This window comes from Bacillus cereus group sp. MG20 (assembly GCF_040459885.1).
Taxonomy (GTDB): Bacteria; Bacillota; Bacilli; order Bacillales; family Bacillaceae_G; genus Bacillus_A; species Bacillus_A cereus.
This window is the reverse complement of record NZ_JARVHF010000001.1, coordinates 3,001,210-3,025,481: the sequence shown is the minus strand read 5'-3', so window position 1 is coordinate 3,025,481 and position 24,272 is coordinate 3,001,210. Positions and strand designations below refer to the sequence as shown.

Genomic DNA, 24,272 nt, shown 5'->3' with positions numbered 1-24,272 from the left:
CATTCTCTTTTTTATTAAGCTTGTGGACGGCTATGATGTTTTCTTTCGCCGCGTCCATTTGAAGATCCTGGACGACCTTGACCTTCACCTCTACGACCACGACTACCACCATCACGATTACGATCACGGTTTCCATCACGATTGCGATCACGGTTTCCGTCACGATTACGTCCATCACGGTTACGACCATCGCCACCGCCACGTCCGTCACGACTACGATTACGGTTACCATCACGGTATCCGCCTCCGTTACCGCCACGTTTTTTAGAACCGCCACCTCTTGAAACAACTGGTGGTTCTGATGTTAAAGCAATCGGAGTTGTATCCGGCTCTTTAGTCATCATTTTTAAAGCAGCAGCTACTACTGTTACAGAGTCATTCTCTTCTAACATTTCTTCTGCAATACGCTTGTAGTATGATAAGTTCTCATTTTGGATTGTGCTTTGAAGTTTTTCAGCGATTAAACGTTGTTGACCTTCTAATGCCTCATCAAGTGTCGGTGCTTCCATACGATCAACTTTACGCTTTGTTGTACGCTCGATATTTTTTAATTGTCCTGATTCACGTGGTGTTACAAATAACATTGCAATACCTTTTTTACCTGCACGGCCAGTACGACCGATACGGTGAACGTATGATTCTGGATCTTGTGGGATATCGAAGTTGTATACGTGTGTTACGCCTGAAATATCAAGACCACGTGCAGCAACGTCTGTTGCAACAAGAACTTCAATAGCACCTTCTTTAAATTTACGTAATACAGACATACGTTTCGCCTGTGTTAAGTCACCATGAATACCTTCTGCTGCATAACCACGTAAGTTTAATGCTTCTGATAATTCATCAACACGACGCTTTGTACGACCGAATACGATCGCAAGCTCTGGAGATTGAATATCTAGTAAGCGTGTTAACACGTCAAACTTTTTCTTTTCTTGCACTTCTAAATAGAACTGCTGAATGTTTGGCATTGTTACTTCTTTTGCTTTTACTTTAATGTGTTGAGGCTCAGTCATGAAACGCTCAGCAATACGACGGATTGGATCTGGCATTGTCGCTGAGAATAATAATGTTTGATGTGTTTCTGGCACATCTGTTAAAATCGCTTCAATATCTTCAATGAAGCCCATGTTTAACATTTCATCCGCTTCATCAAGAACAACAGTCTCTACGTTTTGTAAGCGAAGTGTTTTACGGTTAATATGATCTAAAATACGACCCGGCGTACCAACAATAATGTGTGGGTGTTTTTTTAGAGCACGAATTTGGCGGTTAATATCTTGACCACCATAAATTGGTAGAATACGAACACGTTTATGTTTACCAATTTTGTATAGCTCTTCTCCAACTTGAATTGCTAATTCACGCGTTGGCGCGATAACAATACCTTGAACTGCTTCTTTATTTGTATCCACTTTATCTAATAGTGGTAATCCGAATGCTGCTGTTTTCCCTGTACCTGTTTGCGCTTGCCCAATAATATCCTTACCTTGCAATGCATGTGGAATTGTTTCAGCTTGAATCGGCGTAGCCTCTTCAAAGCCCATACTTTCAACCGATTGCAGTAAAGACTCACTTAATCCTAATTCTCGAAATGTTGTCAATGTTACTTCTCCTTTTCTATCCTATACTTATCATTTAAAAAAAGGCGTTTTCCGAATTTGCGGAAAAGCCCTTTTCCTGAATGCTCACGTATATAACCGGGCGTATATTCTTCACGAAAATACTTCTAAACGTTATTACACTTTATCAATTATAAGTTTTGTATGTGTAAAAAGCAAACCCAACTGTTACCTTATTTTATATTCAGGGCCTTTTTCTTTACTTTTATTTTTTTATCATTTACTGTAAGCGCTTATTATAAGTTTCTTCTATTTTCGTGACTATCATCCCTATTTATATACACCAATTATTTCAACATCGTAATTACTTCTTCTAATTTCATACCGCGAGATGCTTTTATTAATACAACATCTTTCGCATCGACTACTGCTTGTAAATCTCTTACTAACTCTTCTTTATTATCATACGCCTTTACACGTTCATTAGGGAAATTAATTTTCGCTCCTTCAGCAATTTGAGCTCCTAATCTACCGTATGTGAATACATGTGAGATTTTTGCTGGATCGATTAATTTACCTACCTCATAATGGAACTGCACTTCTTGATTTCCAAGTTCTAACATATCACCAAGCACAACGATTTTTTTAGTAAATCCATCTAAACCATTCATTAAATGGAATGCTGCCTCCATAGCCGTCGGACTTGCATTATAAGCATCGTTGATAATTGTTAATCCACTATCCGTTTTTACAATCTCCATACGCATGCCCGTCATTTGAAGTGTTACTAAACCTTGTTTCATTTCTTCCCACGTCACACCAAAATGTGTCGCAATTGCCATTGAAGCAAGTGTATTGTACACATTATGTTTTCCTAACACCGGTAGGTAGAATGAAATATTTTCATCTCTATTCATTTTAAAATGTGTCCCAGTTGCCTGTAATGTTACAGTTGTTGGATAGTAATCGTTGGCTCTTGCATCACCAAACGTAACTGTTTCCACTGCTAAATTCATTTCAGGAACACGATTCGTTAATAACGGCTCATCTCCATTATATACGAACACGCCACCTTCTTGTAACCCTGTAACAATTTCTAATTTCGCTTCAGCAATGGCCTCACGAGATCCTAAATCCATTAAATGTGCTTCACCAATATTCGTAATGATAGCTGCATTAGGACGAGCTAACTTAGATAAAAATTCAATCTCTCCTCGGCTTGACATACCCATTTCTAATACAGCTACTTCTGTATTTTCTTCTAAGTTTAAAATAGTGAGAGGTAACCCAATATGGTTATTGAAATTTCCTTCTGTTTTTTGAACTTTGAACTTAGTCGCGAGAATACTTGTCACAATATCTTTCGTGGATGTTTTACCGTTACTACCTGTCACACCAACAACTTTAACATCCAATTGATCGCGATAGTTTTTCGCTAACATTTGCAGTGCAGATAGCGTATCTTCTACAAAAATAACCGGAAGATTCTCGGGTGGATTTGCTACATCTTTCATCCACAATGTAGCTACAGCTCCATTTTCAACTGCTTTATCTACAAAAGCATGTCCATCGAAACGCTCCCCTTGAATCGGAACATATAAGTTTCCTTTTTCAATTTTTCTCGTATCAATAGACACGCCTTGAATAATAGTTCCCTCATATTGCTCTGCTAATCCAGTACCATTTACCATCTGTTCTACTTGCTTTAACATTCGCTTTATCATATAGAAACGCTCCTTACATAGAGGAAGCACTATTCCTACGAATAGTGCTTCCTCCTTTTTTTGTTAGATTGTATATTTAATTTTTTGTTTTTCTTCGTGACGTTCAATCGCTAAACGAATTAACTCTTCGATTAACTCTGGATACGGTAACCCAGTATGTTGCCATAATAGAGGGAACATACTAAACGGTGTAAATCCTGGCATAGTGTTTACTTCGTTAATATACACTTCTCCGTCTTTCGTTAAGAAGAAATCAGCTCGCGTTAAGCCTGCACCATCTAATGATTGGAACGCAATAATTGCATCACGCTTAATCACATCAGATTCTTCTTCTGTCATTTCAGCTGGAATAATTAATGCCGTATCACCATCGATATATTTCGACTTATAATCATAGAAGTCCTTTTTCGGAACGATTTCACCTACAACTGAACATTTCGGCTCATCATTACCTAGTACCCCAACTTCTACTTCACGACCTACAATATTTTCTTCTACAATAATTTTGCGATCAAATTGGAATGCCTCTACAAATGCATTCTCAAGTTCTTCACGATTTTTACACTTATTAATACCAACACTTGAACCAAGGTTTGCTGGTTTTACGAAACAAGGATATCCTAACTTATCTTCTACTTTAGAATAAGCTTCCTGACGATCTTTTTCCCATGCACTGCGAATGAAAGACGCATATTTTGCTTGTTTTAAACCAGCCTCTGCAAAGATGTTTTTCATAACAACTTTATCCATACCAGCAGATGATGCTAGAACACCATTTCCTACATACGGAATATTCATCAATTCTAATAATCCTTGAACCGTTCCATCTTCACCGTTTGGTCCATGTAGTAATGGGAAAATAACATCAATAGCGTTTTCCTCAGAAGCTGCAGATGGAATAATCTCTGTACTTAATGATAACGGAGAAATCGCATTTTCTGCACCACTCATTTTTAAAGCTTCAACATCTGTTACTTCACCTTCAATACGCTCACCACGTACCCATTGACCTTGTTCTGTAATATAAATTGGATGAATCTCGAATTTATCTTGATTTAACGCTTTAATAGCAGCAAGAGCCGTCTGTAACGAAACTTGATGCTCAGCTGATTTTCCACCATATAATAAACCTAATTTAATTTTTGTCACTGAAATCACCCTAACCAATTGTTTTCATTTTTCTATTTTAGCACTTTTTATAAAAATAGGTAGTTCCTATTTGAAATAAAATGTAACTTCCACAAATAATTAAATGACACCACTTATTGGTTTTCTACACTTTTTCTATTCCACTACTATACAAAGGTGAATTTTAAAATGAAATGGTAATCCTATCTAGTTATGTACCTAAAATATGTAGAAATCCCCTTTTTTGTGTATGTCACCTATTTACTAAGAAGATTGTTTGGTTAGTGTATCTTTTTGCCTTTGCTCAACAAGGCGATCTAAAGAAATATATACAATACCTGCAACTACACATCCTACAGCTAAAATTGTAAATAGCAAGTGGCCAAGTAATCGATCTAATAAAAAGCCTCCCAAAAGTGGACCAAATGCGCTTCCTGTAATCCACTGCAAACTTGCAGCGCCCATATAAGTCCCTCTCAAATGCTCAGGGGCCAAGTTTGCTACAAATGTCATCTGTACAGGCGACATAATCATCTCACCTAACGTATATATAGCATAAACGAACAGTAGTGTTATTAAAATAACTGTAGCATTTGTATTAAACTCTCCAAACCACTTGGGTAACCACCCTATAAAAAACAATCCAATCCCGAACAAACATGCACCATATAACATCGTCTTCCCGACTGGTTTATCCGTAGCCCATTTTGAAATTTGAAATTGGAATAAAACAACTAATAGTCCGTTTAACGCCATTAAATATGGATATGGATTATTCGCTCCAAAAATACGCTTCATTTCGTTATCAAAATGTAGTGGCAACATGCCTTCTGTTTGAGAAAACCCCATCGAAATGATAATACCTGCTAATAAGTAAATCATTAATGCCTTATCTCGCATGACAATTTTCCAAACTGCCCCAGATTCCTTTTCTTTATGTTCTTCCTTATCTGTCCTCTTTGGCATCGTCTCTTGAATAAGAAGTAATACAAGTAACGCATAAAATAGCATTGTAGAAGAGGCAATAATAAACACAAGATTCTTTGACAACACAACTACTGATGCTCCCATTATCGGACCAATCGCAGCACCTATATTGTGTCCCATTCGTAATAAACCATATGCCTCTGTTCTTTTTTCTGGTGCCGTTACATCTGCGACCATAGCTGATGCAGCTGGATGAAATAAAGAATTACTCAATCCTAAAAAAATAGATAAAATTGCATATGGAATAAATCCTTCTATAAATAGAAAACCGAGCATTAATAATGCATTACTTGCCATAGAAAATATCATAATCGGCTTTCTTCCATATATGTCAGCAATTCTCCCTCCTATAAGTGAACCAAAGCTTGCAGCAATTGGAGAAAGCGCCATAATAACCCCAACTTCCAACAACGAATCTACCTTATCTTTTAAATATAATGCAAAAAAAGGCATTAACATCATCATTGCAATTCCATTTAACGTCTCTCCAATAAATCGAATCCATACGTTACGGTCCATCTCCCTTAACTCACGCCACGTATTTTTCATCATTTCACTCCTTTAGTTAGCCAACAATTATCTTATAATAAATTCAGAAAAAATGTAAATTTTCAAATAAAAAAATCCATTCTAACAGAATTAGAATGGATTTTTTTCGCTTATAAATTCGCAACATCTTCTTCTTTTTTACTATTATTTAAAGCACTATGTTTTCGGCTATATAAGAAGTAAACCGCTATACCAATAACCATCCATATCCCAAAACTAATCCATGCTGTCCCCGATAATTGAAGCATTAAGTATAAACAGAAAATCACTGTTAACGCTGGTAAAAATGGTACAAGCGGAGCCTTAAATGCCCTTGGTAAGTCTGGATGGGTTCTTCTCATTACAATTACCGCAACAGCTACGAGTGCAAATGCTGACAATGTCCCCATGTTTACAAGATGTGCTAAAACATTTAAATCTATTAATCCTGAAATCAGTGCCGCAATAATTCCCGTTGTCCATGTATTTAAAAATGGCGTTTTAAATTTCGGATGAACTTTAGCAAGACGCTTCGGTAATAAACCATCTCGGCTCATCGCATAAGAAACACGAACTTGCCCATACATCATAACTAGCATTACTGTTGTAATCCCTGTAATTGCTCCTACTGAAATTACCCCCGCTAAGCCATCTTGTCCAATAAATTGCAGTGCAAAAGCAACTGGATCTGATATATTTAGCTGGCCGTATGGAACAATTCCTGTCAAAATAAGCGAAACAACGATATAAAGAACTGTACAAATTAATAACGATGCAATAATACCAATTGGTAAATCACGTTGCGGACGTTTCACTTCTTCTGCCGCTGTTGAAACTGCATCAAATCCTATAAATGCGAAGAATACTGTGGCCGCTCCAGCCATTACACCATCTAAACCAAATGGCATAAAAGGCGTCCAGTTTTCAGGTTTCACATAATTAAAACCAGCAAAAATAAAAATAAGAACAACTGCTATTTTAATAAATACCATAATGTTATTTACTCGTGCACTTTCACGAACACCTCTAGATAAAAGAACTGTCATCACTAAAATAATTAGAACTGCAGGTAGATCAATTATTCCACCCTTTCCTGTACCAGGAGCCGAGGAGAGAATAGTCGGAATGTGGATTCCAAACCCCTTTAATAAAGATTGAAAATATGCAGACCAACCGTTTGCTACAGCAGATGTAGCAAGTAAATATTCAAGCATTAAGTCCCAGCCAATTAAAAATGCGAATACTTCCCCCATCGTCGCGTATGTATACGTATACACACTGCCCGAGACAGGAACTGAAGAAGCAAATTCAGCATAACAAAATGCAGCAAAGGCACAAGCTAGCGCGGCAATCGCAAATGATAATATAATAGCTGGCCCAGAATGTTTCGCTGCCACAACACCCGTTAGAACAAAAATACCAGTTCCAACAATTGCTCCGATTCCAAGCATAGTTAAATCTAGCGCGCCCAATGTTCTTGCTAACGTTTTTTGCTTACTTTCTTGCATTAACTTTGCAATTGGCTTCTTTTGAAAAATTTGCTTCATCTTTCACTCCTCCAAGTTTTAAATTTTCTGAAAATTTTTAATTCGCTTTTTTATTTTACTCATTACGCTTTTCCTAGTCAATACTTTTGTCGAAACAAGTAGAAATTCTTCTGAATATGCACTATCCTTATCATTCTTTCTATATATCTTTCGACAACTCTTTTTGGTATTATTATACATGTCGATTCCACAAAAAAGGCATGCTCCCTTATTGAGAGCATGCCTTTTTTTACTTATTTCACAGTATATGAACCTTGTTCAATCCAACTATACATATACTTTTCATCTTCTGTTTCATGTGCTTGTTTTACAATACGAAGCGGACGGAATGTGTCTATCATAACAGCTAATTCAAGTGTCTCTTTCTTCCCGATACTTGCCTCTGTTTTCCCCGGATGCGGCCCATGGGGAATCCCGCTCGGATGAAGTGTAATAGAACCTTCTTCCACACCTTTGCGACTCATAAAGTTTCCTTCTACATAGTAAAGAACTTCATCACTATTAACATTACTATGATAATATGGTGCCGGAATTGACTCTGGATGATAATCGTATAAACGTGGTACGAAAGAGCAAATAACAAAATTATGCCCTTCAAATGTTTGATGTACTGGCGGTGGCTGATGAATGCGCCCTGTAATTGGTTCAAAATCCTCTACATTAAATACCCACGGATATAAATAGCCATCCCATCCAACAACATCTAACGGGTGGTGTCCTAAAACATGTTTATGCATATAGCCTCTTGATTTTGTCATTACGACAAACTCGCCTTTTTCATCATATGTCTCTAATTTTTCTGGACCACGAAGATCTCTTTCACAAAACGGACTATGCTCTAACAATTGTCCGTATTCATTTCGATAACGACGCGGCGTTGTAATTTGGCTATTCGCCTCTACAACAAGAAACTTAGTCTCTCCTTCATCTGGAATAACACGATAAATCGTTCCAATTGGGATCGTTACATAGTCGCCTTTTCTATAGTGAATCGTTCCAAACATTGTTTCAATTTTCCCTGTTCCATAATGAACAAATAACATTTCGTCGCCATCACCATTACGATAGAAATAATCCATTTTTTCTGTTGGGCTCACTACTCCAATTAACAAATCTTCATTTCCAAGTATGAAATTTCGTCCACTTATTGCATCACCACTTTTTTTATTTTCTTTCGTTCGGAAGTGGCGATGAGAAAGGGCAACATCCTCTTCATACTGCAACTGACAAGAATGCGATAATGCAGAATGACCTACTTCTGTTGGCATATAGTGATGATACAAAATAGACTGCGTACCAGAAAATCCTTTCGTTCCCATTACCTGTTCACGATAAAGCGATCCATCTTTTTTACGAAATTGTACATGTCGTTTATGAGGTAGTTCTCCCATGTGACGATAAAACATGCCCATCACCCGCTTCCTTTTCTTTTTTGATCGTATTACGTAGTGTACCTAAACCAGTAATCGACAGCTCTACAACATCTCCATCTTGTAGCCACTCTTCTGTACCAAGTTCTAAAATACAGCCTGTTCCTACTGTCCCAGAACCAATCACATCTCCTGGATATAACGTCACGTCCTCTGAAGCACGTTCAATCATTTCAGCAAATGTATAGTAAATATCTTGGAAGTTTCCCTTTGATAATAGTTTTCCATTTACATGAGCAGTCATTTCTAAATCATATCGATCACCATTACGATAAACATCTAATTCCTCTTTCGTAACAAGATGTGTTCCTAACGAAGTTGCAAAGTCCTTTCCTTTCGCAGGACCGAGACCTACTTTCATTTCTGTTGCTTGTAAGTCTCTCGCACTCCAGTCGTTCATAATACAATAACCAAAAATATATTCCTCTGCTTGCTCACGAGAAATATTTCGCCCTTCTTTTCCTATTACGCAAGCAATCTCCAGCTCATAATCAAGCTTTTTAGACTTTTTCGGACCAATTACAAAATCACCGGAACCAATTACAGCACGATGATTAGTAAAATAAAAAACCGGAATATCATACCATTCAGGCACAACATCTAGTCCTCTTCGTCCACGAGCTGTTTTTACATGTTGTTCAAATGCGTAAAAATCTCGAATACTACTCGGATTAGGCAGAGCAGCTGTCAATTGTACTTCTTCTAAAGCATGTATACCCTTATTTGGATTCTTAATATTCTGCACTACTTCTACATACTCATCAGCTTTCTCTAAAAAAGCCATCATAGAAGAAGGGATTTTCCCTTCACTAACAAGATTCATATCTATTACTTTGTCACCTTCAAGCCATCCAGCCCGTATTTCTTTTGAAGGAAGACGAAATGTAACAAATTTCATCCTGATTCCTCCTTATAAAAATGAAATTTCCACCAGCAAAGGGACTTTTGCTGGTGGATATGAATCTTATAAGTTTCCGCGACGCTCTTGTTCTCTTTCAATTGATTCGAATAACGCTTTAAAGTTTCCTTCACCAAATCCACGAGAACCTTTACGTTGAATGATTTCAATAAATAAAGTCGGGCGATCTACAATTGGTTTCGTAAAGATTTGTAGTAAGTAACCTTCATCATCACGATCTACTAAGATCTTTAATTCTTTTAATTTATCAATTTCTTCATCAATTTTTCCAACTCGTGCAGTTAACTCATCATAATAAGTATCAGGTGTATCTAAAAACTCCACCCCATTTGCACGAAGCGCTTCAACCGTTTTAACAATATCACTTGTTAATAAAGCAAGATGCTGTACACCAGCTCCATTATAGAATTCTAGATACTCTTGAATTTGTGACTTTCTCTTTCCGTCTGCTGGTTCGTTAATAGGAAACTTAATACGGCTTCCATTTGTCATAACTTTCGACATTAAAGCCGAATACTCTGTACTAATATCATCATCATCAAAATGAATCATTTGTTTAAAGCCCATGACATTCTCGTAATAACTAACCCACTCTTCCATTTTTTCAACATTACCAACTACATGATCGACAGCAATTAAGCCAGACTCTTCAAATGGAATATTAAACTCTACCTTTTCGAATCCTGGCATAAATGCCCCTTTATAATTTTTACGCTCTACAAGCGTATGAATTGTATCACCATACGTACCAATAACTGCTTTTTTCAATGTACCGTCCTCATCTGTTAATTCCTCTGGTGGAGCAATTGCGACGGCACCACGTTTCACTGCTTCTGAGTATGCTTTATCAACATCATCAACAAGTAGTGCCACATCCTTGACGCCATCACCATGAGTCTTTACAAACTCTGCAATACGATTTTCACTACTTAAAGCTCCAGACACAACAAAACGCATATTTTTTTGCACAAGAACATAAGATACCTTTTCACGGTTTCCAGTTTCTAATCCAGAGTAAGCCACAATTTTGAATCCGAATGCTCTCGCAAGATAATAACTCGATTGCTTTGCATTCCCTACGTAAAATTCCAAATGATCTACATCACGTACTGGAAAAAAGTCCTCCATTTGTGCAGCTAGCGTATCCATAGATTTTTGTTTCATAATATCTTCATCCCCCTGTAAATAGATTAAATGGTCCATACTTAAAACCAACCGAAAACGCTTCCAACATTAATTAATAGAAATTAGTTAGCAAGCTAACAAATTCTGACCTTTAAAATTTTCTATCTTTTCTGTCAAATTCCTCTTTTTTTCTTACATATAAAATTCGACTTTTTTCTCTTTGAAATAAAGTGAAACTTTAATCAGCCCTCACCAATCAGGCTTTTACTCAGTTGATTTTTGATTATTCGTTGAATCAAGTTGCAACCGCAGCGTCTAATTAGCCATGGATGCTAAATAATGAGGTAACTTTAATACTTGAAGGTATATAAGAAGAAAATAAAAAAGACTCCAACATATTAACTACTTACTAATACGTTAGAGTCTTTATTTTTTTTGAATGGTTGTATTTACATATATCATACTAATACACTTGCAAGGAATAGAATAAATGATGTTAATATTACCGCTCCACCTAAGGATCCTAATAAATCCGTTTTTGTTACTTGAAACACTTGTTCACTGTTCATATCCCTCATTCTCCTTCCATTTTTGTTTGATTTAAAACTTCTATTATACTAATACACTTGATAGAAATACGATTAATGCTGTTAATACTACTGCTCCACTTGCTGATCCTACGAAGTCACCTTTTGTTACTTGTAATACTTGCTCTTTCATATCTTTCATTCTCCCTTCTTTTTCTTTTGTTACAAAACTTCTATTATACTAATACACTTGATAGAAATACGATTAATGCTGTTAATACTACTGCTCCACTTGCTGATCCTACGAAGTCACCTTTTGTTACTTGTAATACTTGCTCTTTCATATCTTTCATTCTCCCTTCTTTTTCTTTTGTTACAAAGTTTCTATTATACTAATACGCTTGATAGAAATACGATTAATGCTGTTAATACTACCGCTCCACTTGCTGATCCTACGAAGTCACCTTTTGTTACTTGTAATACTTGCTCTTTCATATCTTTCATTCTCCCTTCTTTTTCTTTTGTTACAAAGTTTCTATTATACTAATACGCTTGATAGAAATACGATTAATGCTGTTAATACTACCGCTCCACTTGCTGATCCTACGAAGTCACCTTTTGTTACTTGTAATACTTGCTCTTTCATATCATTTATCCTCCCTTTTCATAAGTTATCTATATGTAATTTCTAAGAAATGTTTATTTCATAGTTTTTATGTTAACGTTACATTAAATTTGATAACGTAACGTTTGTAACATTAATGTAACATAACTATTGTTACGTTGCAATATAATAACGTGAAATTTATTACACTTTTTTTACGTTTTTTTATAATAATCCCTGAAAACCTTTATTTAATGCGCTTTTCACTAAACTCACGTTTGTAACATTCGTGTAATATTACAGTCATAAAGTGAAATATAGTCATCCTCCTCTCTATTTTTGTTACAAACAGTTTATTTAGTGACACTAAACTTATCTAATCTTTACTTACTTTTAATATGAGATAAAATACCGTCTTTCCAAGATAAGTTTATATGTTTCCTCTATATAACTATGTATAATAAAAACAAAGAGGTGGTCATTTTGAAATTAATCGCATTAGATATGGATGGTACACTACTATCATCTAATCTTGAAATCTCCAAAGAAAACCTACAAGCAATCCAAACTGCACAAGAAGCTGGTCATATTGTAATGATTTGTTCTGGTCGTGCGAAAGAGGATGCTTTAAAGCTATTGGAAGAATATAAATTATCTCTTCCAGTCGGAGCAAGCAATGGGGCTATTGTTTATGTGGATGGAAAAGTAATTAACTCTCGTTGTATACAAAACGACAAAGTGTACAAACTTGCAAAATTACTAGAATCTGAAGGTTTCCCATATAAGCTATATACGAATAAAGGAGTTTATTCTCCATATACATGGCAAGATCAAGTGATGCAAGCGTTCGAAGAAAATAAGCATGCGCTCGATGTTACATTAGAGGAGCTTGAACGAATTACAGAAAAGCAAAAGAAATCGAACCTAATTACCGATTTCAAAAAAATAGAAGATGTTGTAAATAACCAAGAACTAGAAATATCTAAATTCTTCATTTCAACATTTAATGCAGCGCATCGCGCACAGCTATTAAGCGTGTTACAAGAAGACGCTGATATTATGGTTACAGCATCAGCTCCTACTAACTTAGAAATTATGGATAAGAATGGACATAAAGGAAACGGGCTACAGCAGATGGCAGCTCATTTTAATATCCCTATTGAAGATACAGTTGCTATTGGTGATAATTTTAATGATGTACCAATGTTAGAAGTAGCAGGCTTATCTGTTGCAATGGGCAACGCTGAAGAAGATGTAAAAAAACTATGTGATGTTATAACATTAACAAACAATGAACATGGTGTTTCTCACGCAATCGAGCAATTTGTATTGAAACAAACTTCATCTAGTAAATAAAAAAAGGACTCTTTCCATTTGAAAGAGTCCTTTTTTTATACATGATGACAAGAAACAAAATGATCATCACCAACATTACGAAATTCTGGTATTGTTTTTTTACAAACATCTGTTGCAAACGGGCAACGTGTATGAAAACGACAACCCGAAGGTGGATTTGCTGGACTTGGAATATCCCCTTCTAGTATAATTCGCTCTCGCTTCACTGTTGGATCTGGTATTGGAACAGCTGATAACAATGCTTTTGTATACGGATGTAGCGGATTGGTAAATAACTCATCACGCGGCGCCGTCTCCACAATTGTACCTAAATACATAATTCCGATTTTCGTACATAAATGTTCTACTACACTCAAATCATGTGAAATGAATAAATAAGATAATCCCTTTTTCTCCTGTAACTCACTAAATAAATTAATAATTTGTGCTTGGATAGATACATCTAGTGCCGCCACAGGTTCATCAGCTACAATGAATTCTGGATTTAATACCATAGCCCTTGCGATTACGATACGCTGACGTTGTCCACCAGAAAACTCATGGGGATACCGGTCAATATGATAAGGAGCTAAGCCACATAACTCCAATACTTCAATTACCTTTTCACGAACATTTTCTTTCGTCGCTAATCCGTGGGCCAACATCGGCTCTCCAAGCGCTTCACCAATTCTCATTCTCGGATTTAATGAGCTAAATGGATCTTGGAAAACGAGCTGCATATTAGGGCGATGTTTTCTCAATTCATCCTTGGATAAAGAATGAACATCTTTCCCTTTAAACTTCACTTCCCCCTCCGTTTTTTGAACGAGACGTAAAATTGTTTTTCCTATCGTTGTTTTTCCGCTCCCTGATTCGCCAACGAGACCAAACACTTCACCTTTATTAATAGTAAAACTTACTCCATCAACTGCTTTTACATGCCCAATCGTTCTACTAAATATGCCACCTTTAATTGGAAAATATGTCTTTAGGTTTTTCACCTCTAATAATGGTTCACTCATCGTTCCGCACGCTCCTCATATAACCAGCAAGCTACTTTATGATTTTCATCATTTACATTTAGATTTGGGGCTTCTTTTTCACATATTTCCATACAATGCTCACAACGCCCACTAAAGTAGCAAAACTCACCTAAACCAACTAAATTCGGAACTTGCCCTGGAATAGAATATAGTTTATCTATTCGTTTTCCCATTACTGGTTTTGATTTCAACAATCCTTTCGTATAAGGGTGTTTTGGATTTTGGAATATCTCTAGTACTGGAGCTTCTTCAATAACTTTCCCGCCATACATAACGACAACGTAATCAGCCATTTCTGCTACGACACCTAAATCATGTGTAATTAATAAGATCGACGTTTTAAATTCTTCTTTCACTTGTCTTAGTAAATCCAATATTTGAGCTTGAATCGTAACATCAAGAGCTGTTGTTGGTTCATCTGCAATTAATAACTTAGGATTACAACTAAGCGCAACAGCAATCATAATACGTTGTAACATCCCGCCGCTCAATTCATGCGGATAAGAATGAACAATTTCATTAGCACGGGCTATGCCAACTTTACGAATTAACTCAATTGCTTTCTTATACGCTTCATTTTTACTAAGTAATTCATGCTCCCTTAGCGTTTCTACAATTTGCTCACCTACAGTGAAGACCGGATTTAGCGATGTCATCGGTTCTTGGAAAATCATCGCAATATCATTGCCTCGTAAACTACGAAGTTCTTTCTCTTTCATTCCTAAAAGACTTTTTCCTTCATATAAAATGTCTCCACCTACTACACTGCCAGATTCAGCAATAAGCCCCATAATAGATAAGGCCGTTACACTCTTCCCGCAACCTGATTCTCCTACTACACAAACCGTTTCACCTTCCCGAACAGCAAAGCTAACATGGTTTACAGCCTTCACTGTCCCTTCCTCCGTTTGAAAGTGTGTTTGTAAGTCTTTTAGCTCTACTACCGCTCTACTCATACCTTCTCACCTACCGTCTCATCTTTGGATCTAACGCATCACGAAGTGCATCACCAAGTAAATTAATTGATACAACTGTTATAAAGATTGCAAAACCAGGCGGAATCCATAACCACGGACGCTTTTGGAAATCAATTAATGAGTTAGCTGCGCTAATCATGTTCCCCCATGATGGCGTAGGTGGGACGACGCCGAGACCTAAGTAACTTAGTGCGGACTCACTTAAAATAGATCCAGCCACACCTAGAGTTGCTACAACAATAAGTAACGGAAAGACGTTAGGAATTAGATGATGAATGATTTTCCGAGAATCTTTTAATCCTAATACATCTGCCGCTTGCATAAAGGCTTGCTCCCGCAATGTTAAAATTTGTCCCCTCACAAGACGGGCAAGTCCTGGCCATCCTACTAAACTTAAAATAATCATTACAACATATAAACGGTACTCCGATGGTAATTTCCATTCTGATAAAATTGCTCCCATTATAATAAGTAGTGGTAATCCTGGAATGGACATTAACACATCTGCAACACGCATAATTAAATGATCTACAACTCCTCGATAAAAACCAGCAATTGCTCCTAATAGAGCTCCTAGTATAACGGATAGTAGCATCGACGCTAAACCGATTGTTAATGAAATACGCCCTGCTTGCATAAGTCTAGTTAAAATATCCCGTCCCAACTGGTCTGTCCCAAGCCAATGTGACAGGCTGGGTGGTCTATTAATTTGTGTTACTTGTACTTTCCCATCAGCATACGGTGAAAAGATTGGACCAATAAAACTAAATAAAAACATAAATATTAAAACGTATAAGCCACACAGTGCCATCTTATTTTTCTTGATTTTTTTATACGCTTGGCGCCATGGTGATGATTCATTTCTCTTTTTCCGTTCTTTCTTTTTCTCTATTATAGGTGTAATAGTCTCCATATCTTTCCCCCCTTACTTCAATCGAATTCTTGGATCAACAAACGCATAGACAATATCAGCTAAGAAATTAGCCATAATTGTTAAACAAGAAAGAAACATTGTAAAGGCCATTAATACTGTATAATCACGAAAGTTTAATGCTTCTAATTGAATACTCCCAATCCCTGGCCAATTAAAAATCTGTTCAATAATAATGGCTCCTGAAAATAAACCCGGTAATTCAAAAGCGAGTAATGTAATTGCTGGCAAAATTGCATTTTTCAATGCATGTTTATAAATAACGGTTCTTTCTTTTAAACCTTTTGCACGAGCAGTACGAATATAATCTTGCCTAATAACATCCAACATGCCCGTTCTAAAATAGCGTGTTAACGATCCTACACCAAGAAGCGTTAAAATAAATACAGGTAGAATCATATGACGTAATACTTCTAATATGTATGCTATCCCTGTTGAGTTACTCCCAATATCAATCATGCCACCAATAGGTAATAACTTTAAATCAACTGCTAATAATTTAATTAAAAATAGTCCGATAAAGAATGATGGAAATGACATTGCTGCAAAGACACCGATTGTTACCAATCTATCAAACCAAGAATGCTGCTTTGTTGCAGAAATAACCCCAATAATAAGAGCAATAATCCAAGTGAAAAATAAAGCTGCAGCAGCAACAATAAATGTATTCCAAATGAATTTATTAAGTAATGAAGTTACCGGTTCTTGGTACTGTAAAGAAAATCCAAAATCACCATGCAAAGCATTCACTAGCCAATGAAAATACCTTTCAATAATCGGTTTATTTAAACCGTACAACTCTCTTAATTCTTGAGCTCTCTCTGGTGTTAATTTTGGATTTGAATCGATATAATCACCCGGTAAGAGTGCAAATAAGAAAAAGATAATAATAGACGTACCAAACAATGTAGGAATCATTTGTAGAAACCTACGAATGATATATGTTTTCACCTTTTGTCTCCCCAATCCTATTTACTTAAAAATAGAAGAACATTTTTTCAAAACAGCTACCATTTCATTGCTGTGTGAAAAAACGTCTTCTATTATTTAGGTCAACCCTTATTGTTCAATAGATAACACTGGTAAGTTGGAACTGATGCTATCGTACTTTTCTGGATCAATTCCTTTTATACGTGCATTATGAGCATACAGTAGTTTACGATAGTTTAATAAAATAACTGGTGGATCATCACTTAACTCTTTATACAGCTCTTTATAAATCGCTTTACGTTTTTCAATATCTGTCGTTCCTATACCTTTTACAATCAAATCATCTACTTTCGGATTATTATAACCCGTATCACTTTTTGGATTAGTTGATAAGTACTCACTTACAACTTCACTTGGATCACTAATTCCTGGTGTTGAAACTGCCGCTAAATCGTAGTCACCTTTTCCTACTTTTGAAAGCATCGTATTAAAGTCCATCAACTCTGGATTTAATTCAACACCAATTTCTTTGTAACTTTCTTTTGCAATTGGAATAAAGATATCATTTGTTTTACCTGTATTTGATGCGTAGTATGTTAATTTTAATTTTTGACCATCTTTTTCACGAACCCCGTCAGGACCTACTTTCCAACCAGCCTCATCCAATAATTTTTTAGCCTTTTCTACGTCGTGCGGATATTTATTAATACCTTCTTCTGTATATGCCCATGAAACTGGAGCAATTGGTACGTTAGCGACAGAGCCATAGCCTTGTAAAGCTGTATCCACATACTTCTTACGGTCTAATCCATAAGTAAGTGCTTGGCGTACCTTTTTATCTTTCAAATACGACTTCTTATTATTTACATAGATATAAGCAATATCACTTGATGATTCAAGATTAATATTTGCAAACTCCAATCCTTTTAATTGGTCTATATTTTCAGGGTTCGCTCTAAATCCACTATAGTCCAGTTCACCTGTTTGGAATAATTGGAATCCAGTATCACCTGATGTGATTTTGTAAATAAAGTTTTTAATTTTTGGTTTACCTGCATAATAATTTTCGTTAGCAACAAAGCGGACTTCTTGACCTGGAACATATTTTTCAAATTTATATGGACCCGCTGCAATTGGTTGCCCATATAATGCTTTTAAATAGTCTAAACTTGTATTTTGTTTATAATCTTTTCCATAATAAGCTTTTGATAGCACTGGGCCACCTAAATTCGTTAGCGCCTGTGAATTAACTTTTTCAGTTGTAATTTTAATTGTCTGTGGATCAACAACTTGGATTCCTTCAATAGAAGTTGCTTTTCCTTCTTTATATTCTTTCCCACCTTTAACAGCATACTGAGCAATATCCAATCCACCTTCATACGCTTTATCATGAAGTAGTGTTAATGTAAATGCTACATCATCCGCTGTTAGAGGCGACCCATCACTAAATTTTAAATTTTTACGTAAATGGAATGTATATGTTAACTGGTCAGCAGAAATATCCCATTTTTCTGCAAGATCCGGAACAGGTTTACTTTGTTTGTCTGTTGTTACTAATGAAGCAAAAATAACCGACGTTACATTTCCATCCCAACCATTATCTTGGAAATACGGAAGGAAAACTCCCCCTGGCTTAGAAATGGCTGTAATGAAAGTATCTTTTCGTTGATTTGCTTTCTCTGGACTTTTCTTTTTATCTGTAGCTGGAATTGATTCAATCTTAGAATCTTTTAAATCCTGCTTTTTTACTGGTTCTGTAGAAGCCGTATCCTCCTGTCCCCCACAAGCAGATAACACAAGCGAACTACTAAGTAATACTGAAAATACACCAGCCCATTTTTTTGTCTTTTTCTTCATTGTCCCCACCCTAACTGTTTAATAGTTATACCCTTTGAACTTATTAGCTTATGTATGCCTCCCACAGCACATTTATAGCCAATCGGAAAAGTCGGTTTTAATCAGAAAAAAACAGATGTTTTTGAGGGGTAACAATCTTATCCCGACCTTTCCGGTAGACTTTATGGTTATTAGCTTATATCGTTCAGTATATTTTGTCAATTCTTTCTAAATAAATATTTTTAGAATTTTTCCAAAATTATCACTCTATCCTTATACTTTAAGAAAACTCAGCTATAATTCGTATTAAAAACTTAAAAATCTACTTCTATTTCTTCAGCATGAAACATAGAATACTAATAACCAATTACCAAAAAGGGGGCGAAAATATGGACAACCTATTCCAATACGTCCTGCACTACGTATTATTAACAATTATGATAGTCGGGGCGCTATTACTATTCCCGTTCTTCCCAAAGTTCGTCCTCTTTTTAGCTTTTTTTATCATGCTCGGGATCGCTATTATAATTTCAACAAGAGAAGATGCCACGCAAAAAGAGAGCAGAGTTCAGCGCGTAAAGCTGTAACTTTGCTCTCTTTTCGTTTTCAATCACTAGTCTCTGTTACACATATTTATCCCGCTATTTGCCGGGCAGTAACCCCCCCACTGATTAAAGTTTCACTTTATCTCTCGGGAAATAATTAGCCTTTGTTTTTGTGATTACTCCTATTGAAAAGCCACTAATGACATTTATTTTTCACCTTATCATTTCATACGCTTCTCAAGCTATGCAAATTGAGGAACACGGATTTATCTAAGTTACTGTTTCACGTGAAACACATCGCTTCATTTAATCTTTAAAGCAAAATATCATTATGAAAAAGCCACTTCCTCCAACAAAACTGAAAGGAAGTGGCTTTCTACTCTTTACTCCACAATATTCTCTAACTCACTATATAACTTCGCTCGTAACAACTCTTTCATCGTTTTTTCCTCATATAATTTTTCAAGTCTTTCAACATCAGCTACATGTTCCATTTCACATTCTATTGCATATATATCTTCTTCTACATGCATTAACTCATTTTCAATCTCTTCAAGATTCCTAGCTTTTTTCTCTTTTACTGGAACCATTTCAACACTCTTTCTCCCTTGGCGTTTCTGCTTTATTACTTGCTTCTCAAGCTTTTCTTCCCATTTTTGACGAGCCCATGCATAGTTTCCTGCAAACTCAAATAATTTACATTCATCAATCCAGTACGTCTTTTCAAATAACTTATTTAAAAAATAACGATCATGTGAAACAGCTAGGATTGTTCCATTATATTGCTCAAGGGCTTCCTCTAAAACTTCCCTTGATTCAATATCAAGATGGTTTGTCGGCTCATCTAGAATTAGAAAATTGATGTCTTGATACATAAGTTGCGCAAGTCTTAACCTCATTTTTTCTCCACCGCTCAGTTGCGTTACTTTCTTAAATACTGCTGGACCATAAAATAAAAACTTAGCCAATATATGTCTTGCTTCTCCTTCTGTTACAGCTACATACTCTCTAAACGCTTCCAATACATTACTCTTCACATTTCCATACGTATGCTGTGATAAATAACCAATCTTGACACTACTACCAATTCGAATTTCACCAACGTCTGGATTTATTTCTTTTAATAGTAGTTTTAATAATGTAGTCTTTCCTGTACCATTACGACCAACGATAGCCGCACGCTCTTGAAAACGAACATGTAAATTCGCTTGTTCAAATAAAGGTCGGCCAGCAAAACCTTTACTCACTTCTTTCATTACAACAACATCTTTCCCGCTTCTCTCTTGCCCTTCAAACTGAAGACCCATCTGTTTTCGTTCTAAAATTGGCCTCTTTAATTTCTCTATACGTTCTAACGCACGTTCCATATTTCTCGCTCTTTTATGCAATCCTTCATTCGGAGGGTTCGCTTGATTTGCCCATTCACGTAGACGCTTAATTGCTTCTTTCATTTTCTTTATTTTCTTTTGTTGCTCCTGATAAGCTTGAAACTCTTGAAGTAATCTTTCTTCCTTCTCCTCAACGAACTGAGAATAATTCGTATGGTACACGTGAATCTCTCCATCTTCCAAATCAAAAATTTTCGTTACAACTTCATCAAGGAAATAGCGATCATGTGAAATAACCATAACTGTTCCAGTGTATTCTTTTAAAAATTGCTCTAACCATTCAACTGCAAATAAATCTAAATGATTTGTTGGTTCATCTAATAGAAGTAAATCTGGTTTCTGCAATAGCATATATGCAAGGCTTACTTTCGTCTGTTCTCCTCCACTTAATTCTGTAAATACTCTTGAAAATAAGTCTGTCACTTGTAAGCCATTTGCTACCTTCATTATATTTGCTTCTATTTCATAACCACCAAGAAACGCAAATTTTTCTTGAATGACTCCGTACCTCTCCATTAGCTTTTCCAAAGCAGATTGTTCCTGTTCCACCGCCATATTTTTTTCTAAAGCATGCATTTCTTTTTCTAATTCCTTTTCTACTTTAAAAGCAGAACTCAATACATCATATACAGTCATAGCCTCATCAAACTTCGGAATTTGTGCGACATGACCAATACGTGTACCTTTCTTCATATGAATGGCTCCTGCATCCAAACTCTCCATTCCCGTTAGAAGCCCAAAGATTGTTGTCTTCCCACTACCGTTACGACCAACTAATCCAACACGTTCACCATTCTTTATTTCAAGCGATATATTTTCAAATATAGTGTTTCCACCAAAAGATTTCGTTACATTATTTACACTACAAATAGTCATTTTCCGTACTCCTTTCAATATAAAAAACCATGAGAAAGAAACATTCCCCATGGTTTTCGGCATAGAAAAAGGAAGCCAAATAGCTCCCTTTTCACACGTTTATTAAAAATGGGTGAAGAGATTTCTATCGTTCAATAGTCACTATGCAATTGTTAAAAAAGGGCATACGTATCCCGTTAACAACTACATCATGAAAAATCGCACGACAAAAATAGATAAAATCTAAAAATTTGGCACGTGCAGCTAAAGAACGTTTCATCTCATTCACCCCTTTCGTACGGAATTTAATACTTACTTCTTTATTATACTTTCCAATTTCATGTTTGAATAGTCATTTTTCTGAAAATAATGAAGATAGACTAAACATTTCAATAAGTGACATCAAATCTTACAAAACTGTTATGTTCACGTAATGGAAAACGATAGTACGAAAAGATGCCTCCCTATACAATAAAGATGTAAACAAGAGAGACAAACAAAAGGAGGAAACAAACATGATGAAAGAAATCGTAAAAGCAATCTTTGAGGTATTAGTGAACGGACAAGCAGTTGTAAAAGAACTAAATGAACTATAAAAAGGGGTGAAGAAATATGATGAACATGGTGAAAATGATTTTACACGCTTTAGTCGATGCAAAAGCAGTTAGCCAAGAATTAAACCAACAATAAAAAGGGGTATATGAATATGAAGAAAGCCATTATTATCATTGCAAGCACAGCAATTACTTTATACACAATAAAAAATAGAAAAAAGAAAAATAATGAAAATGTTCTATATTATCCATACACGCTATTAGAGAAAAAATAAAAGACAAGGTACCCTATCGTACTGAGGATATCTTGTCTTTTATTTTTCCCCTATTCCTTTAGAGGATTTCCTTCTCCTTTTCCCGAATGTATTAAGCGGGATTTTTACACATATTTTAAAGGGGCATATATACAAATGGATACACAACAACTATATTTTTTAAACGATATTGGTAAACAAAAACCAGAAAGTATTCGGAATAGAAGCGCTGCATGTCCATTTTGCGATAAAGAACAATTAACGGATATTTTAGCAACTGATGGTTCTATTATTTGGTTAAAAAATAAATTTCCTACATTACAAGATACATTTCAAACAGTGTTAATCGAAACCGATAATTGCGAAGATCATATCGCAACATATACAGAAGAACATATGAGAAAATTAATGCAATTTTCTATTCAACATTGGTTACACTTACAGAAGAACGAAGAGTTCGCATCTGTGATTTTATATAAAAATCACGGTCCATTTTCAGGTGGAAGTTTGCATCATGCACACATGCAAATTATCGGAATGAAATATGTAGATTATCTTGAAAATATTGAAGAAGAAAATTTCCAAGGGTTAATTGTTCAAAAAAATGAATGCATTGAGCTTAATATTTCAGAGCGTCCCATTATTGGCTTCACTGAATTCAATATAATCATTGATAATATTTCATATATAGCTGAAATGGCAAATTACATTCAGCAAACTGTACGTTACATACTGACAGATTTCCATAAAGGATGCAGTAGTTATAACTTATTCTTCTATTACTTAAATGGAAAAATCATTTGTAAAGTTGTACCTAGATTTGTCGTTTCACCATTGTATGTAGGATATAAAATACCGCAAGTTTCTACAAAACTAGAAGAGGTGAAAATACAACTCACGCAGTATTTCACGAAAGAAAAGGATGAAATTATTCATAAAAAAACAGAGTAGGTATAGAAAACCTACTCTTTTATTACACCTTTATTTCGATAGTACACATCTTCTAATCCGATGTTATACTTCATGTTATTATCCGTCCACTCTGGCCCTAAATTCCCTGGCCATCCAGATGTATTCGCTATATATTTCAGTAATGCAAAATCAGTCAAACCTTTTTGCACCCCGCGCTTATATCCTTTCATCAAATGCGGCATTGCAATTTGTGCATTTGTACGTGGATCTTTTAGCTCATCATCAGTTAAATGTTCTGGTGCAAGCCCGCCACCGCGGTGTAGTTGAAACAATCCGAATGAAGTTCCATTATCCCCAACACTTCTTGGATTTAATCGACTTTCGTGCTCGGCAATTGCAAGAGGTATCCATTCTGGAAGATTTACTTTCTTCGCTTCCTCTATAATAATTTGTTTCATCTGTTTTGCTTCTTCTGAATCAACATAGCTTGTTCCATTCACTAGCTTATCCATTCCTTCAGACTTTCCTTGGAAATATAAATATACCCCAAGAACAACTAAAAATCCTACAAAGAATTTCTTCACTACCTCTACCTCTTTCTCCGCTGAAATTTGTCCCCTTTCAGCCTTCC

25 protein-coding genes are annotated in these 24,272 nt (G+C 35.8%); 4 read left to right on the top strand and 21 right to left on the bottom strand.

All coding sequences use genetic code 11. The features are described 5' to 3' along the window. Window positions 1–14: 14 nt before the first annotated feature. From cshA to QCI81_RS15555, 13 genes are all read right to left on the bottom strand, one after another. Window positions 15–1,604, bottom strand: a complete 1,590-nt coding sequence (cshA, locus tag QCI81_RS15615) for a degradosome RNA helicase CshA (RefSeq protein WP_000206602.1) — start codon at window positions 1,602–1,604, stop codon at window positions 15–17. 305 nt (window positions 1,605–1,909) lie between these two features. Continuing rightward, a complete protein-coding gene (murF, locus tag QCI81_RS15610; protein WP_353810847.1) occupies window positions 1,910–3,286 on the bottom strand; it encodes a UDP-N-acetylmuramoyl-tripeptide--D-alanyl-D-alanine ligase in 1,377 nt (458 codons plus the stop codon). A gap of 63 nt (window positions 3,287–3,349) precedes the next feature. Then, the gene (locus tag QCI81_RS15605; protein WP_071731892.1) at window positions 3,350–4,435 is read right to left on the bottom strand and encodes a D-alanine--D-alanine ligase; all 1,086 of its coding nucleotides are present in this window, start codon (window positions 4,433–4,435) and stop codon (window positions 3,350–3,352) included. A gap of 243 nt (window positions 4,436–4,678) precedes the next feature. After that, window positions 4,679–5,950, bottom strand: a complete 1,272-nt coding sequence (locus tag QCI81_RS15600; RefSeq protein ID WP_000799720.1) for an MDR family MFS transporter — start codon at window positions 5,948–5,950, stop codon at window positions 4,679–4,681. Between the two features lie 110 nt (window positions 5,951–6,060). Beyond that, window positions 6,061–7,476 (bottom strand): branched-chain amino acid transporter BcaP, encoded by a 1,416-nt coding sequence (gene bcaP, locus QCI81_RS15595; protein WP_000809361.1) that lies wholly within the window; start codon window positions 7,474–7,476, stop codon window positions 6,061–6,063. 233 nt (window positions 7,477–7,709) lie between these two features. Beyond that, the gene (locus QCI81_RS15590) at window positions 7,710–8,882 is read right to left on the bottom strand and encodes a homogentisate 1,2-dioxygenase (RefSeq protein ID WP_014481934.1); all 1,173 of its coding nucleotides are present in this window, start codon (window positions 8,880–8,882) and stop codon (window positions 7,710–7,712) included. Then, window positions 8,848–9,804 carry a fumarylacetoacetate hydrolase family protein gene (locus QCI81_RS15585; protein ID WP_071731893.1) on the bottom strand — a complete coding sequence of 319 codons (957 nt, stop codon included), beginning with the start codon at window positions 9,802–9,804 and terminating at the stop codon, window positions 8,848–8,850. Before QCI81_RS15585 ends, QCI81_RS15590 begins: the two co-directional genes overlap by 35 nt. Before the next feature lie 66 nt (window positions 9,805–9,870). Further along, complete coding sequence (gene hppD / locus QCI81_RS15580; protein ID WP_053565411.1) at window positions 9,871–10,989, bottom strand: 4-hydroxyphenylpyruvate dioxygenase; 1,119 nt, start codon at window positions 10,987–10,989, stop codon at window positions 9,871–9,873. Window positions 10,990–11,408: 419 nt separating this feature from the next. After that, complete coding sequence (locus QCI81_RS15575) at window positions 11,409–11,519, bottom strand: DUF3948 family protein (protein ID WP_001083691.1); 111 nt, start codon at window positions 11,517–11,519, stop codon at window positions 11,409–11,411. Window positions 11,520–11,562: 43 nt separating this feature from the next. Beyond that, a complete protein-coding gene (locus QCI81_RS15570; RefSeq protein WP_000654250.1) occupies window positions 11,563–11,679 on the bottom strand; it encodes a DUF3948 family protein in 117 nt (38 codons plus the stop codon). 34 nt (window positions 11,680–11,713) lie between these two features. After that, on the bottom strand, window positions 11,714–11,830 hold the full coding sequence (locus tag QCI81_RS15565) for a DUF3948 family protein (protein WP_000654250.1): 117 nt from the start codon (window positions 11,828–11,830) through the stop codon (window positions 11,714–11,716). A gap of 34 nt (window positions 11,831–11,864) precedes the next feature. Then, the gene (locus tag QCI81_RS15560; RefSeq protein ID WP_000654250.1) at window positions 11,865–11,981 is read right to left on the bottom strand and encodes a DUF3948 family protein; all 117 of its coding nucleotides are present in this window, start codon (window positions 11,979–11,981) and stop codon (window positions 11,865–11,867) included. A gap of 34 nt (window positions 11,982–12,015) precedes the next feature. Continuing rightward, window positions 12,016–12,123 carry a DUF3948 family protein gene (locus QCI81_RS15555; RefSeq protein WP_000664237.1) on the bottom strand — a complete coding sequence of 36 codons (108 nt, stop codon included), beginning with the start codon at window positions 12,121–12,123 and terminating at the stop codon, window positions 12,016–12,018. A gap of 441 nt (window positions 12,124–12,564) precedes the next feature. On the opposite strand from QCI81_RS15555, the gene QCI81_RS15550 reads away from it, so the two are divergent. Beyond that, window positions 12,565–13,437, top strand: coding sequence for a Cof-type HAD-IIB family hydrolase (locus QCI81_RS15550; RefSeq protein WP_071731305.1), 873 nt, complete (start codon window positions 12,565–12,567; stop codon window positions 13,435–13,437). Window positions 13,438–13,472: 35 nt separating this feature from the next. Here the strand turns inward: QCI81_RS15550 and QCI81_RS15545 are convergent, their stop codons facing one another. The 5 genes from QCI81_RS15545 to QCI81_RS15525 form a co-directional block, all read right to left on the bottom strand. After that, window positions 13,473–14,438, bottom strand: a complete 966-nt coding sequence (locus QCI81_RS15545) for an ABC transporter ATP-binding protein (protein ID WP_001294500.1) — start codon at window positions 14,436–14,438, stop codon at window positions 13,473–13,475. Further along, a complete protein-coding gene (locus tag QCI81_RS15540; protein WP_000085617.1) occupies window positions 14,435–15,415 on the bottom strand; it encodes an ABC transporter ATP-binding protein in 981 nt (326 codons plus the stop codon). Before QCI81_RS15540 ends, QCI81_RS15545 begins: the two co-directional genes overlap by 4 nt. A 10-nt stretch (window positions 15,416–15,425) precedes the next feature. Continuing rightward, entirely contained in the window at window positions 15,426–16,349 is a 924-nt protein-coding gene (opp4C, locus tag QCI81_RS15535) for an oligopeptide ABC transporter permease (protein ID WP_071731304.1), read from the bottom strand. A gap of 12 nt (window positions 16,350–16,361) precedes the next feature. Next, the gene (locus QCI81_RS15530; RefSeq protein WP_000860687.1) at window positions 16,362–17,318 is read right to left on the bottom strand and encodes an ABC transporter permease; all 957 of its coding nucleotides are present in this window, start codon (window positions 17,316–17,318) and stop codon (window positions 16,362–16,364) included. A gap of 108 nt (window positions 17,319–17,426) precedes the next feature. Continuing rightward, entirely contained in the window at window positions 17,427–19,154 is a 1,728-nt protein-coding gene (locus tag QCI81_RS15525; protein ID WP_071731303.1) for an ABC transporter substrate-binding protein, read from the bottom strand. Window positions 19,155–19,522: 368 nt separating this feature from the next. On the opposite strand from QCI81_RS15525, the gene QCI81_RS15520 reads away from it, so the two are divergent. Further along, a complete protein-coding gene (locus tag QCI81_RS15520) occupies window positions 19,523–19,720 on the top strand; it encodes a hypothetical protein (RefSeq protein WP_000369254.1) in 198 nt (65 codons plus the stop codon). Between the two features lie 341 nt (window positions 19,721–20,061). Here the strand turns inward: QCI81_RS15520 and abc-f are convergent, their stop codons facing one another. Then, window positions 20,062–21,993 (bottom strand): ribosomal protection-like ABC-F family protein, encoded by a 1,932-nt coding sequence (gene abc-f / locus QCI81_RS15515; protein ID WP_140155682.1) that lies wholly within the window; start codon window positions 21,991–21,993, stop codon window positions 20,062–20,064. Window positions 21,994–22,066: 73 nt separating this feature from the next. Next, window positions 22,067–22,201 (bottom strand): RAxF-45 family protein, encoded by a 135-nt coding sequence (locus tag QCI81_RS15510; protein ID WP_000830643.1) that lies wholly within the window; start codon window positions 22,199–22,201, stop codon window positions 22,067–22,069. Window positions 22,202–22,621: 420 nt separating this feature from the next. Between QCI81_RS15510 and QCI81_RS15505 the strand changes: the two genes are divergently transcribed. Both QCI81_RS15505 and QCI81_RS15500 read left to right on the top strand, forming a co-directional pair. Beyond that, the gene (locus tag QCI81_RS15505; protein WP_001998915.1) at window positions 22,622–22,750 is read left to right on the top strand and encodes a hypothetical protein; all 129 of its coding nucleotides are present in this window, start codon (window positions 22,622–22,624) and stop codon (window positions 22,748–22,750) included. A gap of 135 nt (window positions 22,751–22,885) precedes the next feature. After that, the gene (locus QCI81_RS15500; RefSeq protein ID WP_000381022.1) at window positions 22,886–23,680 is read left to right on the top strand and encodes a DUF4931 domain-containing protein; all 795 of its coding nucleotides are present in this window, start codon (window positions 22,886–22,888) and stop codon (window positions 23,678–23,680) included. A gap of 11 nt (window positions 23,681–23,691) precedes the next feature. Here the strand turns inward: QCI81_RS15500 and QCI81_RS15495 are convergent, their stop codons facing one another. After that, a complete protein-coding gene (locus tag QCI81_RS15495; protein WP_000713249.1) occupies window positions 23,692–24,225 on the bottom strand; it encodes a transglycosylase SLT domain-containing protein in 534 nt (177 codons plus the stop codon). Window positions 24,226–24,272 lie beyond the last annotated feature (47 nt).

Bases quoted from the DNA above. Each gene is read 5' to 3' on its own strand.
- murF (WP_353810847.1), bottom strand. From the start codon at position 3,286: ATGATAAAGCGAATGTTAAAGCAAGTAGAACAGATGGTAAATGGTACT.
- QCI81_RS15600 (WP_000799720.1), bottom strand. From the start codon at position 5,950: ATGAAAAATACGTGGCGTGAGTTAAGGGAGATGGACCGTAACGTATGG.
- bcaP (WP_000809361.1), bottom strand. From the start codon at position 7,476: ATGAAGCAAATTTTTCAAAAGAAGCCAATTGCAAAGTTAATGCAAGAA.
- QCI81_RS15590 (WP_014481934.1), bottom strand. From the start codon at position 8,882: ATGTTTTATCGTCACATGGGAGAACTACCTCATAAACGACATGTACAA.
- QCI81_RS15585 (WP_071731893.1), bottom strand. From the start codon at position 9,804: ATGAAATTTGTTACATTTCGTCTTCCTTCAAAAGAAATACGGGCTGGA.
- hppD (WP_053565411.1), bottom strand. From the start codon at position 10,989: ATGAAACAAAAATCTATGGATACGCTAGCTGCACAAATGGAGGACTTT.
- QCI81_RS15575 (WP_001083691.1), bottom strand. From the start codon at position 11,519: ATGAACAGTGAACAAGTGTTTCAAGTAACAAAAACGGATTTATTAGGA.
- QCI81_RS15570 (WP_000654250.1), bottom strand. From the start codon at position 11,679: ATGAAAGATATGAAAGAGCAAGTATTACAAGTAACAAAAGGTGACTTC.
- QCI81_RS15565 (WP_000654250.1), bottom strand. From the start codon at position 11,830: ATGAAAGATATGAAAGAGCAAGTATTACAAGTAACAAAAGGTGACTTC.
- QCI81_RS15560 (WP_000654250.1), bottom strand. From the start codon at position 11,981: ATGAAAGATATGAAAGAGCAAGTATTACAAGTAACAAAAGGTGACTTC.
- QCI81_RS15555 (WP_000664237.1), bottom strand. From the start codon at position 12,123: ATGAAAGAGCAAGTATTACAAGTAACAAAAGGTGACTTCGTAGGATCA.
- QCI81_RS15545 (WP_001294500.1), bottom strand. From the start codon at position 14,438: ATGAGTGAACCATTATTAGAGGTGAAAAACCTAAAGACATATTTTCCA.
- QCI81_RS15540 (WP_000085617.1), bottom strand. From the start codon at position 15,415: ATGAGTAGAGCGGTAGTAGAGCTAAAAGACTTACAAACACACTTTCAA.
- opp4C (WP_071731304.1), bottom strand. From the start codon at position 16,349: ATGGAGACTATTACACCTATAATAGAGAAAAAGAAAGAACGGAAAAAG.
- QCI81_RS15525 (WP_071731303.1), bottom strand. From the start codon at position 19,154: ATGAAGAAAAAGACAAAAAAATGGGCTGGTGTATTTTCAGTATTACTT.
- QCI81_RS15520 (WP_000369254.1), top strand. From the start codon at position 19,523: ATGGACAACCTATTCCAATACGTCCTGCACTACGTATTATTAACAATT.
- abc-f (WP_140155682.1), bottom strand. From the start codon at position 21,993: ATGGGGAATGTTTCTTTCTCATGGTTTTTTATATTGAAAGGAGTACGG.
- QCI81_RS15510 (WP_000830643.1), bottom strand. From the start codon at position 22,201: ATGAAACGTTCTTTAGCTGCACGTGCCAAATTTTTAGATTTTATCTAT.
- QCI81_RS15505 (WP_001998915.1), top strand. From the start codon at position 22,622: ATGAATATGAAGAAAGCCATTATTATCATTGCAAGCACAGCAATTACT.
- QCI81_RS15500 (WP_000381022.1), top strand. From the start codon at position 22,886: ATGGATACACAACAACTATATTTTTTAAACGATATTGGTAAACAAAAA.